Annotated in this window: 15 protein-coding genes; 5 read left to right on the forward strand and 10 right to left on the reverse strand. The window is 52.8% G+C overall.

Annotated elements, in window-relative coordinates; translation table 11 throughout:
* Positions 1-100: 100 nt before the first annotated feature.
* Both BLO51_RS04995 and BLO51_RS05000 read right to left on the reverse strand, forming a co-directional pair.
* On the reverse strand, positions 101-334 hold the full coding sequence (locus tag BLO51_RS04995) for a DUF3892 domain-containing protein (RefSeq protein ID WP_090667713.1): 234 nt from the start codon (positions 332-334) through the stop codon (positions 101-103).
* A gap of 44 nt (positions 335-378) precedes the next feature.
* Positions 379-1,122: an MBL fold metallo-hydrolase gene (locus BLO51_RS05000; protein WP_090667717.1), complete on the reverse strand. Its 744-nt coding sequence runs from the start codon at positions 1,120-1,122 to the stop codon at positions 379-381.
* Positions 1,123-1,307: 185 nt separating this feature from the next.
* Here BLO51_RS05000 and BLO51_RS05005 point away from each other — a divergent pair, with 185 nt between their 5' ends.
* The 3 genes from BLO51_RS05005 (at position 1,308) to BLO51_RS05015 (ending at position 2,896) form a co-directional block, all read left to right on the forward strand.
* Complete coding sequence (locus BLO51_RS05005) at positions 1,308-1,655, forward strand: YhjD family protein (RefSeq protein ID WP_090667720.1); 348 nt, start codon at positions 1,308-1,310, stop codon at positions 1,653-1,655.
* A 232-nt stretch (positions 1,656-1,887) separates the two neighbouring features.
* On the forward strand, positions 1,888-2,502 hold the full coding sequence (locus tag BLO51_RS05010; protein ID WP_090667723.1) for a stalk domain-containing protein: 615 nt from the start codon (positions 1,888-1,890) through the stop codon (positions 2,500-2,502).
* Positions 2,503-2,602: 100 nt separating this feature from the next.
* Positions 2,603-2,896 carry a DUF1292 domain-containing protein gene (locus BLO51_RS05015; RefSeq protein ID WP_090667726.1) on the forward strand — a complete coding sequence of 98 codons (294 nt, stop codon included), beginning with the start codon at positions 2,603-2,605 and terminating at the stop codon, positions 2,894-2,896.
* Between the two features lie 125 nt (positions 2,897-3,021).
* Here the strand turns inward: BLO51_RS05015 and BLO51_RS05020 are convergent, their stop codons facing one another.
* Positions 3,022-3,441 (reverse strand): DUF1885 family protein, encoded by a 420-nt coding sequence (locus BLO51_RS05020; RefSeq protein ID WP_090667729.1) that lies wholly within the window; start codon positions 3,439-3,441, stop codon positions 3,022-3,024.
* 137 nt (positions 3,442-3,578) lie between these two features.
* Here BLO51_RS05020 and BLO51_RS05025 point away from each other — a divergent pair, with 137 nt between their 5' ends.
* Complete coding sequence (locus BLO51_RS05025) at positions 3,579-4,421, forward strand: Cof-type HAD-IIB family hydrolase (protein ID WP_090667732.1); 843 nt, start codon at positions 3,579-3,581, stop codon at positions 4,419-4,421.
* A gap of 41 nt (positions 4,422-4,462) precedes the next feature.
* Here the strand turns inward: BLO51_RS05025 and BLO51_RS05030 are convergent, their stop codons facing one another.
* Entirely contained in the window at positions 4,463-5,932 is a 1,470-nt protein-coding gene (locus tag BLO51_RS05030) for an aminotransferase class I/II-fold pyridoxal phosphate-dependent enzyme (protein ID WP_174551196.1), read from the reverse strand.
* A gap of 365 nt (positions 5,933-6,297) precedes the next feature.
* Here BLO51_RS05030 and BLO51_RS05035 point away from each other — a divergent pair, with 365 nt between their 5' ends.
* A complete protein-coding gene (locus BLO51_RS05035) occupies positions 6,298-7,476 on the forward strand; it encodes an MFS transporter (protein ID WP_090667738.1) in 1,179 nt (392 codons plus the stop codon).
* Positions 7,477-7,541: 65 nt separating this feature from the next.
* On the opposite strand, the gene BLO51_RS05040 is transcribed toward BLO51_RS05035, so the two are convergent.
* The 6 genes from BLO51_RS05040 to BLO51_RS05065 all read right to left on the reverse strand — a co-directional run.
* Positions 7,542-8,132, reverse strand: a complete 591-nt coding sequence (locus BLO51_RS05040) for a GNAT family N-acetyltransferase (RefSeq protein ID WP_090667741.1) — start codon at positions 8,130-8,132, stop codon at positions 7,542-7,544.
* 48 nt (positions 8,133-8,180) lie between these two features.
* Positions 8,181-8,843 (reverse strand): TetR/AcrR family transcriptional regulator, encoded by a 663-nt coding sequence (locus BLO51_RS05045; protein WP_090667744.1) that lies wholly within the window; start codon positions 8,841-8,843, stop codon positions 8,181-8,183.
* Positions 8,844-9,020: 177 nt separating this feature from the next.
* Positions 9,021-9,446: a universal stress protein gene (locus BLO51_RS05050; RefSeq protein ID WP_090667747.1), complete on the reverse strand. Its 426-nt coding sequence runs from the start codon at positions 9,444-9,446 to the stop codon at positions 9,021-9,023.
* 96 nt (positions 9,447-9,542) lie between these two features.
* Positions 9,543-9,869 (reverse strand): SPW repeat domain-containing protein, encoded by a 327-nt coding sequence (locus tag BLO51_RS05055; RefSeq protein WP_090667750.1) that lies wholly within the window; start codon positions 9,867-9,869, stop codon positions 9,543-9,545.
* Positions 9,870-10,075: 206 nt separating this feature from the next.
* On the reverse strand, positions 10,076-10,702 hold the full coding sequence (locus BLO51_RS05060) for a DUF1054 domain-containing protein (protein ID WP_090667753.1): 627 nt from the start codon (positions 10,700-10,702) through the stop codon (positions 10,076-10,078).
* 169 nt (positions 10,703-10,871) lie between these two features.
* Positions 10,872-11,119 (reverse strand): zinc ribbon domain-containing protein (locus tag BLO51_RS05065; RefSeq protein ID WP_143006823.1); only part of this gene is annotated, 248 nt, incomplete at its 5' end.

Genomic DNA, 11,119 nt, shown 5'->3' on the forward strand with positions numbered 1-11,119 from the left:
AATTCCTGCTTGAAATCCCAAATTCAGTAAAACTTTTTTGGGGGTTCAAAGAAAGAAAACCAAGCAGAATCGCCTGTCGGGATGCGCTTGGTTCTCAGGTTTAAAATCCGGGCAGGTTATCGAGATTGTTGCTTGGATCTCCATCGGCGTTGGAACGCAAATGTTCATCCCCGTCTCTTCCGCGGAATACGTTCACGTTCTCCAGCTGTCCGTTTTTGGCGAGCTGCTGCGCTTCCAAGTAATCGACCATTTGGCCGGAAGACAGCTTCAATTCTACGATGTCGCCGTCTCCGTTTTTGCGTACGGCTACGACTTGCTGTTTGTTTTGTTCCATATGGTATCGCCTCCACGGACTATCATGCGCCGGATGAAGGCATATTATACTTCGAACATGTACGTCTTGAACTGTTCGATAAACGTCATATCCCCAGTTTTGCCGATGAACTGAGGCATATCGTCGCCATAATGCATCAGCAGGGTCTTTTGCTGAATCGGCTTCGGCAGCGTTAGCAGCTCGTCCAAAGTGGCGTGAACGAGGCCGGGGGAATCCAGCTGACAATCGTGCAAAAAAACGGTGCAGCCCTTATGATGAAGCTCATGCAGCAACGGACCGTTGAACCGGGTATCGGCGCTGAAGAAGATTTTGCCGTTAAGAAGGACCGAATAGCATCGCTTGCCCGGGATGTGATCGGCCGGGAGGAGTTCGACCGTCAGACCGGGATGAAGGGCTGTCGGCGTATGTTCGCGAAGTGCAACGACCTTGAAGTAATCGTTAAGGGACGTAACGTTTTCCGCCAGATTCTCCAGTCCGCCGCGCAGCGATTGCTCCCAGAGGATCGTTTCCAGATGGGAGGATACGAGCAGCGGTATTTTTCTTTTAAACGTGTACATATAGCGAAAGGCGAGCTCTTCGAGTCCCCCAACATGGTCCGCGTGAATGTGGGAGATGAGTACCGCATCGATCTGATCCAGAGAGACGCCGAGCTCGTGCAGAGCTCTTGGTGCGGTATAACCGCAGTCGATTAACAGCGTGAAGCCGCCGGCATAAACCAAGGCATTATTATTATAGTACGTTCTCGCAAAAGCGCTTCCCGTACCTATCATTTGAATTTGCAGACTCACTTGGTTCCTCCGCTCGTTAAGGCTTCCAGCCGGATATGCTTTTAAATTTACCATGGTTATCTTATACGATTCAAGATGGGTTGTCACATTTTGGGTAAATTTAATACATCTTGGTCCTCTTGTAATAGGAACAAATGTTCTATATAATAAAATCAAATCTTTATTAATCCGGCAGGTGAAGGAACATGCGGAATACGACAGTGGAACCGTGGGTGCATCAGTATGTCGTCACGCTTTATTTGCTTAAGGTGCTTGAACGCGACCGGAAGCATGCCGAAGCGATGAAGCTATCCAGAATATGGGGAGGGCTTTTCGAACGGCTACTGTTATTGGCCGAGCGAGAGCATAACCATGTGAAGCAGCGGCTGCGGCGGGACGGCTGCCGTATCGTTCTGGAGGAAATGACCCCGGAGCGTCACTACCATGTCATGTATGTATTCCAAGGCTACGAGTTTCACTGCTCCATGATGCCTGTCGTGCTAAAGGGCAAATGCGAAGAAAAGCTGCAGGAGCTCCTTAAGGGCGTGAGCTGAAATTTCCCGGGCAAGCGCACGAATCGTCGCGGCTCGCCTTGCGGGAGCATCGTTCGACAATGACGCCTTTGTTGGCATATTTTGTATAGGAAATGGAGAAAATCTTCTTCACACACAACATCTAGAGGGGCGCTTAAAAAAAACTGAAAGTTTTCTGGACGAAGCGCGCAACTCTTACCGCGCTATGGAGTATAAGATAGCAGAACGAAGAACATGATGGAGGTTGCTGGAAATGAAGGTGCCGCGATTGCTGCCGCTGGTGCTGTCGCTTTCCTTATTCGGAACAGCGGGAGCGTTCGCCAGCTCTATGTGGGGCGATTTCGAAGGTTTTCCGAAAGTAAAGCTGATGATCAATAATGCGGAAAAGCCGTTCAAAGACGGTGAAACTCCCGCTTTTGTCGCGAAGGGAAGCGCTGTATTCCCCGTTCGCATGTTGTCTGAATCTTTGCAGGCGCTCGTGAAATGGGACGACGCCGCGAAGACTGTCTCCATTCACAAACCGAACGTACATATGTTTGTTGCGAAGAAGGTCAATGACGACTATTCGATCAAGCAGCCGTTCGGTGCGGTGAAGAAGGGCGACCGTCTCGATTTTGCCGTGTTTGCGCAAGTAGACAGCTTGACGACGACGATCTCTTCTTTTAAAATCTCGATCCACGCTCCGAACGGGGAGCAAGTGGCGGTTCATGAGAAAGCCGTCAACGGCCAGAAGGAAAGTTTCTGGTACCCGTGGCCGTTTAACGTCACATTCGCCGAATCCGGGAACTACGTCGTGAAGTTCTCAATCAAACCGGACGAGCGCAGCGATTATACGGTCGTTTCGGAAAAGGTGATCGCAGCCGAATAAGGCCGGCGGACGGTTGGCATACCTCGGTTCATTGACTTCGTCTTAGCGTGCGTGGTACGATACGGGAGAACATTAATTTAAGATGAAATGAGGTTTTCCCATGAGCGACCACATTCATGACGCTTCCTGCGATCACGATCATGAGGACGATATCTTTATCGTGACCGACCAAGACGGAGTCGAGCATGAGATGGTGATGGTATACACTTTCGAAGCTAATGAGCGGGCCTATGCTGTACTTCTTGATCGTAACGACATGGAGGCAGACGGCGTTATTTTCCGTATAGACGAAGAGGACGGCGAAGCTTTTCTTGCGAGCATTGAAGACGAAGAAGAGTGGGACCGCGTTGTTCAAATCTACAATGAAATTGTGGAAGAACAAGAGCAGCAATAACAAATGCCGTAAAAAACCTTTCTTGCTTGCAAGAAAGGTTTTTCGCGCTTTAAGCGACTATGATGGGTCGGGGATCGAAAAAAAACCGTTGACCGCTCAAGGCGGAAAACGGTCTTTTGGGACGTTTATTTACGCGGGTTGAAGTACATGGTTCGTCCGTTGAATAAATGCAGTTCCGCTTTCCACAGTTTGGCGAGATACTTGCAAAACTCGTTGCCTTTGGCTTTGTCGCCGTGCGTGGCATCCTCGGGAAGGACAAGCTGGACGTAATGCCTTTGCGTCTCGCCCGACGTCTCCGATCCGACTCCTGCCACGATATATTTGTAGCGTGGGCTTGTTGCTTTTAAATAAAACCACTTGTCTTCCCCTTCGGGTTTCGTTTGAATCTCATACGGAAAACCGGCTTCGTCATATTCCCAATTGAGCTGTTTGCCGGTCAGCGCAAGCTGCTCGCGGTAATGCTCCAGCTGGGTTTTCAATTCATCTAACGTCAGGGAGGAAACGGCGGACCCTTCGACGAACTTGATATAAGCGCTTTGCGCCATGATGAATGCACCTGCCTATACATATGGACTGGAACGATTTTCTTGTTTGAAGTACCATGAACATCATAGCATTAAGAAAAATCAAATACAATACTTGTTCTGGCAACAATAGACGGACAGGGAAGAGGGAGAGAGCGATGAAAGACAGAAGGTTTGAAGGATATTTACTGGTCACGGATATGGATGGAACGCTGCTTGACAGCGCGAAACAAATTAGCGGAGAAAATCGAGCCGCCATCGAACGGTTTACGAGTCTGGGGGGGCGGTTCACGTTAGCGACGGGGCGTATTGCCGGGTCGGTCCGGCCCTTCGTGGAGCAGTTGCCCATAAATGCGCCGGCTATCTTGTACAACGGAGCGGTCATTCACGATTTCAGCCGCGGAGAGGCCATCTGGGAACGGCCGCTGCCTGCTTCGGCTAAGGAAGCGGTGGAATGCGCTCTTGAGCGGTTTCCCGGCATCGGCGCGGAATTGTATGTGCGCGGAGGAGCGGCGCCCTATGTGCTGCAGGAAAATGCAGCGACGGAGCGTCACCGGGCCGTGGAGAAATTTCCGCTGCTGCGGCTGAACTCGTACGACGACGTATCCGAGCCGTGGATCAAGGTACTGTTCTCCTGGGAGCCGTCGATGCTTGACGAAGCTGTACCCAAGATCGAACGGCTGACGGCGGGGACGGAGGTCGTCTGGGTTCGTTCGGACGATAAATATTTTGAGATGCTGCCTCCGGAAGCGACGAAGGGGCATGCACTGGAACGGTTGGCAGCGGAGCTTGGCATCCCGATGGAGCGCTGCATCGCGCTTGGGGATCATCTGAACGACTTGGAGATGATACGCCGGGCGGGCATCGGTATCGCCGTCGCTAATGCGCATCCGGAGCTTCTGGACGCGGCCAAGCGTCACGGCAAGCATCATAACGAGCATGCGATAGCCGACGCGATCGAATGGCTGGAGGAACAAGTCCTGCAGGGGACGTTAGCATAAAATAAAAAAGCTTCTCCAGGGGAGAAGCTTGAATTGGCTTTCTAGAAAATCGCAGGAGCTTCGACGATGACCTTGACGTATTCGATGCTGCGATCTTCCGGTCCCTTGACCGGCAGCCCGACGTCGATATGCTCGGTAATGTAGTCGACGAGATCCTGCGAGATGACTTCGCCCGGGAGCAGAATCGGAATGCCCGGCGGGTAGACGTAGATAAATTCGGCGATAATGCGGTCAGCCGATTCCTTGAACGGGATCAGCTCCGTGTCTCCGTAGAACGCGTCGCGCGGAGCCAAGGCGAGCTGCGGAATTTTCGGGATTTTGATGACCAGTTCGTTCGCCTGGCGAATGTTGTAATTCTCCTCGGACAGCTGGCGCAGCGCGTCAAGCAGGATGTCGATGTTTTCGCGCGTATCACCCGGCGTAACGAGGCACAGCACGTTGTACATATCGCTGAGCTCGACTTCGATATTATAATGCTCGCGCAGCCAATTTTCCGCATCGTAGCCTGTAAGGCCGAGATGGCGTACGTGGATATTGATCTTTGTCGGGTCATAGTCGTAGGTCGCTTCCGTACCCAGAATTTCTTCTCCGAAGCATTCCAGTCCCGGGAATCGGTTGATTTCCTCGCGGGCGTAGTTTGCCAGCTCCAGCGCCCGCTCCGCCATCATGTGGCCATTCAGCGCCAGGTTCCGCCGCGCGCAGTCGAGCGACCCGAGCAAAATATAGGACGTCGAAGTCGTGGTCAGCATACTGATGATCGTCTTCGCGCGGCGCACGTTCACGCGTCCTTCGCGAATGTTCAGCACGGAGCTTTGCGTCATCGAGCCGCCCAGCTTGTGTACGCTCGTAGCGGCCATGTCGGCGCCGGCCTCCATAGCGGATATCGGCAGCTTGTCGTGGAAATGAATCAGCACGCCATGAGCTTCGTCCACCAGTACCGGAATATTGTAGCTGTGCACGATTTCTACGATTTCCTTCAGGTTCGCGCACACGCCGTAATACGTCGGGTTGATGACCAGCAGCGCTTTGGCATCCGGATGGCGATCCAACGCGCGTTTGACGGAGGTGGTCGTCACTCCATGATCGATCCCGAGATTTTCGTCGCGAACCGGCTTCAGGAAGATCGGCTTCGCGCCGGCGAAAATGATCGCGGCCATAATCGATTTGTGAATGTTGCGCGGAACGATGATTTTGTCGCCTTGGGAGCAGACGGTGAGGATCATCGTCATGATAGCGCCGCTTGTGCCCTGCACGGAAAAAAACGTATGATCGGCCCCGAACGCGGCTGCGGCCAGCTTCTGGGACTCTTCGATGACGCCTGTCGGCTGATGCAGGTCATCGAGCGGAGCTATATTAATCAGGTCGATGGACAGCGCGTTATCGCCGATAAACTCCCGGAACTCGGGGTCCATACCGACACCTTTCTTATGTCCTGGAATGTGAAACTGCACCGGATTGCGTCCGGCATGCTCCTTAAGTGCGGTAAACAGAGGAGTTTTCGTTTGATCCACGGTCATCCCTACCCTTCGTGTGTACAAGTTTAGTTGGCTATGCCAGCGTCAGCCGGGAAAAAAGCAAACAAAATGAGTATAGCAAAATGCGACACGGATGCAAGCGGTTTTTGGTAAATAGTTTGTTAGCTTGGCCAAATAATTAACCGCGTAGGCGAACGGAGGCGGAAAAAGCCTTGCCAGCCGCGCTGTTCCAAGGCTCCCGCGCGAAGGTTTGTTGATTTTGTTAATCTTAAAAAGCTTTCGTTTCCATCGTTGAAAAAGTTATGGTACGATAAGAATAATTTCTACCAATGGCTTCGGCCGAACCCGCGGCTCAGGCCGTCTTAGGATCAACCAACAAATCGGGAGGAAAAGTTACGCATATGAAAAAACAGCTAGCTATTATTATGGTACTGCTGATGACGATATTTATCGGCTTCGGCATTATCATCCCGGTGCTTCCCGACGCCGTCACCGGATCGGGGGCCGACAGCTACCATCTAGGCATGCTGCTGTCGGTCTATTCTTTGGCGTCGTTTCTGATGTCTCCTTTATGGGGCGGATTATCGGACCGGATCGGGCGCCGCCCGATCATCATGATCGGGACGCTCGGCTTCAGCGTCAGCTTCTTCTTGTTCGGCATGGCGGGGGACAACCTCGTGCTGATGTACGTGTCGCGGATCTTGGGAGGTTTGTTCTCGGGGGCCGCTACCGCGTGCGCCGTCGCTTATGTCGCCGACATTACGACGGAGGAGAACCGTACCAAGGGCATGGGGCTTGTCGGCATGTCGATTGGCATGGGCTTCATCTTCGGCCCGGCGTTCGGAGGCTTGCTGAGCCATTTCGGGCTGCAGGTGCCATTCTTCGCGTCTTCCGTGCTGGCGCTGGCCACCTTCGCATTCGCCTTCTTCATGCTGCCGGAGTCGCTGACGGTGGAGATGCGAAGCAAGCCGAAGGAAGCGAAAGCTTCCCGTTGGAGCGCATTCGTCGGTTCGCTCAAATATTTGTATGTGCTTTCGTTCTTCGTCTCGTTCACGCTGGCGGGGCTGGAGGCGACGCTGCTGCTGTTCGAACGGGATCAGATTGGCGCAACGCCGACGCAGCTCGGCATCATGTTCGCGGTAAGCGGCGTAGTCGGCGCCTTGATTCAAGGCGGCGTGGTCCGGCGACTGATCAAAAAAGGGCAGGAAGCCCGCGTGATCGGCATCGGCCTGCTGCTGTCGGCGCTCGGCTTCGTGCTGATCCTGTTCTCCAGCAGCCTGCTTACCGCTTCGATCTACTTGAGCGTCTTCGCTGCAGGGAACGCGCTTATTCGTCCTTGCGTCACCTCGCTGATCACACAGAAGACCAAGGTCGGACAAGGGGTAGCTTCCGGTTTAAGCTCCTCGATGGACAGCATGGGCCGTATTACCGGGCCACTGCTTGGGGCCGGCATTTACGATTACAACCACAGCGTGCCGTTCGTGACCGGAGCGGTCCTTTCAATCGCCGCCTTATACGTGCTGTACCGTTTTATCGTCGCGGATCGCGCAGATACCGGAGCAGCGGGACAGGCCGTGTAACGAAATGAATGAGGAACGCAAAGAAGCCGCCGCATGCGATTGTTCGCTGCGGCGGCATTTCTTATTCACTCCGGATGGCGCAGTACCGAATCTGTCCGATCGCCGGGGGCCGGGGGCCATTCCTCCCTCGTCATGGCATAGATGGCATGATCTTCCCATACACCGTAGATCTGCAAATAGTTGCGGGCCAGGCCTTCCAGCCGCATGGCGTTTTTTTCGACGACCCGAATCGATCCTCTATTGCGAGGCATGATGGCGGCTTGAACCCGGTGAAGTCCGCAGTTCTCGAAAGCGAACTGAAGCACAAGTCCGACCGCCTCGGACATGTAGCCTTGCCCGTTGAAGCGTTCGGAAATGTAATACCCGAGATTGGCGTTCTGCCATGGCCCTCGAACGACGGATGATAGCGTGACCCGGCCGATAAGCTCATCCGTGCCGTTCAAGAAAATACCGAAGGCGTAGGCGCTGTCCTTCTCCCGTTCGGCGATCGTCTTCACCAGGGATTCTCGTACGGCATCGAGGGTAAAAGCGTTGCTGTCCTGCAGAGGCTCGAAAGGACGGAAGAACGTTTCGTTTTCCGCCCGCAGCAGATGAAGCGCTGGGACATCAGGTAAATCAAGAGGTCGGATATAGTTCCGGTCTCCACGTACAATCATGAAGCTGTCTCCTTTGGAACCCGAGTATGAAGCGTATGTCTCCACAGCTTACCGAGTGGCGAGTCCGTGCATAATAAAGCGGATGCACGTCTCCGCTTCTTCTTCCTCGTCCCATTCTTGTTCCGGTACGAGCAGGAAACGGGTCATTAGGAAGCCGAGAATGACCGAGGCGGTCAGCCGGACCACGGTGGCGGCAGGAAGGGGGATGATCTGCCCTTCTTGTTGAAAAAAAACAATCACTTTCTTGATGCGCGTTAATACTTCGTTCATGATGTCCGTCTTGAATTGCTCCTGGAGGTCGGGGTGAAACGGGATTTCCTGCATCAAAATTTTGATCATGGGCAAATGCTGGCGGGCGAACTCCAGCCGGTTGCGGATCAGCGACCGCAGAAAGTCCTCATACCGGGTATACTTCGCCTCCAGCACCGGCGTGAAATTACGGAGGACGAACGGGGCGACGAGCTTAGCCATGATCGGACGGACGATGGACAGCAGCAAGTCTTTTTTGGTTTTGTAATGACGGAAGATTGTGCCTTCCGCAACGCCTGCTTTTTGCGCGATTTCACTGGTGGAAGCTGCGGCGTAGCCTTTCTCGGCAAAAATCTCGATGGCCGCATGCAGGATTCTCGTTTGTTTTTCCGTCATTTTCGGTTCTTCGTCGCTTAGCTTAAGCAGCTGTTCGATCCAATCTTCGTTCGATTCGGGTAACATGACTCACACCTCTTTGATGCATAGTTCGGGAGCCTCATATATTATACACCAAAATTGTCCAATAGTGTGAACGAGTGTTCGACAGCGATTTCCCTACTCCGCTTCCGTCAAGATGCCATATTTGGAAAAGCAAAAAACCGCCCCTGTCGGGACGGTATGGTACATAAGCACTATGGTTTATTTCACAATCAGTACGGGAACCTTAGCCTGCTGCACGACGTTATGGCTGACGCTTCCGAGAAAGAACTCGCGGATTTTCCCAAGTCCCCGGCTTCCCATGACAATCAGGTCGCACCCGATTTCTTCCGCATGCGCGAGGATGGTATAAGCCGGCTGCCCCCGGGTCAGCGTAAATTTCACGTTTAGTGTCGACGGGATCAGCGACTTGGCTTCTTGGATCGTCGCTTCGGCAGCTTCGATGTAATTGATGTTAACCGCATACTCGCTTCCGACGAAAGTAGGAACGGCGTACACATGAATAATTTCGAGCCGCGGAGGATGTAGGCTGTGAGATTGTTCCTGGACCAATTCGACCGCACGTTTCAAGGCTTTCTTCGATAAATCCGAACCGTCATAGGCAACAAGGATTTTAGAAAATAACATCATCCTCACCTCATTTGCGGTGTAGTGGGTTACGCTTTCATTATACCACAAACGACCGCTTACATGACGGAAAATTCAGAAAATTTTCAACAGTGTTTAAGACTCCGCATTCATATTATAAAAGTTCAAGAGGACTGTTACTATACCGAGCGCCAGAATGAAAAGGGTCATCCCCAGGCCGAATGAGAATATGAAGGGCAACATCATAAACCAAACGCCCGCTAAAAACGCTATCCAATGCTGCCACGAATCCCAGCCCGTTTTGTCCAATGCCAGCAGCGAAAAGGCGAATTCAATGAAGCCAGCGGCCATCATGCTCCACTGAGCTCCGGAATGGCCGGAAAAACCGAAAATCCACGGAGCGCCTACGAACCAAAGACCAATTAGCGCAGCCAGCAGGTTGCGAATCGCATTTTTCGTCATGCCTACCCCTCCCTGAAATGAATGGCCGTTCTTTGTTAACTATATGCAACCGATTTCAAAAGGTGTTGGAATTTCGCTATTTATTGTAAAAAATGTGAGGAGTGTGGAGGGGGAGACGGGGTATCGTAGTGAAACATTCGGCAACGTGAAACATAGAAAAAGGCCCCCCGTCATCGGCTAGAGCCGGAGGGAGGCCTTGTCTATGCTTACAGCTTGGCCATCTTGTATAAAGGCAGGGAGGAGATCATTGTTTCTTTCGCTAGTCGGAGGAAGGCTTGTCCGTCCGCCAGCACCGGGTCGCCGGCAGGAATGTTGCGGCCGACAAGCAGCTCGGCCTTCTTCACGTCGCGAAAACGACGGAGCGCTTGCTCGAACTGGCTGTCATCCAAGTCCCGCACCGGTAGTGCGTCTTTTTGCATATGATCGAACGAAAGCACGAAATCTTCAGGCAGAACGGAGCGGACCTCCGGCAGGCGGTCCAAATACGTTTGGGCAATCGCCTGCTTATTCGGCAGCTCGTAGATCAGGGCGAGCCAAATGAACACCCGGTCGTCGAACAAGCCGATCTGAAAATGGGGGAGCTGCTTGTAGCCGCGCTTGCTGCTTGAGAACGACATCCACGTGTCGACGGGCGGGTTCACCTTGCGGCGCGCATGTTTGGCGATGTGTAAAAACAGCTCTTCTCCCGCCTGCACGGCAATCTCATCCAGCAGCTCGCCGCTGATGGCCCCGAACTTGGGCTGAATGCGCGAGCGGATCGCTTCCATCCGTCCCTCCAGACCTTCTATCGTAAAGGTTTCGAAATCCGTTTCGGTAAAGCCGGTAAACTGCATGATTGAAGACTCCTTTTTTTAAGATTTAAAGAAAGTTTCTTATATCAATGACAACAATATAGCTTGAACACTCCCACCACCTGCGCTAATGGCGTTGAGGTGGGGGATTCTTGCGAACAGAGAAGCATCCTTCTCTTCTTGAGCAAGCGATCCCTGCGGTTCCCGCAGTTCAGTTGGTCTTCGCCAACAAACGCAGTCCTTCTTGCAAGATGTTCATGCTGGCATTGTGGTCACGGTCACGGTGCGTCCCGCATCCTGAACAGGTCCACGCTCGCAAGTTTAGATTTTTCACTTCGGGGTTACGCGATTGGCATACATGACAAAGTTGACTGCTTGGATAGTTTTTGGCGACCATGCTGATCGTGCGACCATACCACGTTGCTTTATATTCCAGCATCGTGCGAAGGGTTGACCAGC

The organism is Paenibacillus tianmuensis (assembly GCF_900100345.1).
In the GTDB taxonomy this organism is placed as follows: domain Bacteria; phylum Bacillota; class Bacilli; order Paenibacillales; family NBRC-103111; genus Paenibacillus_G; species Paenibacillus_G tianmuensis.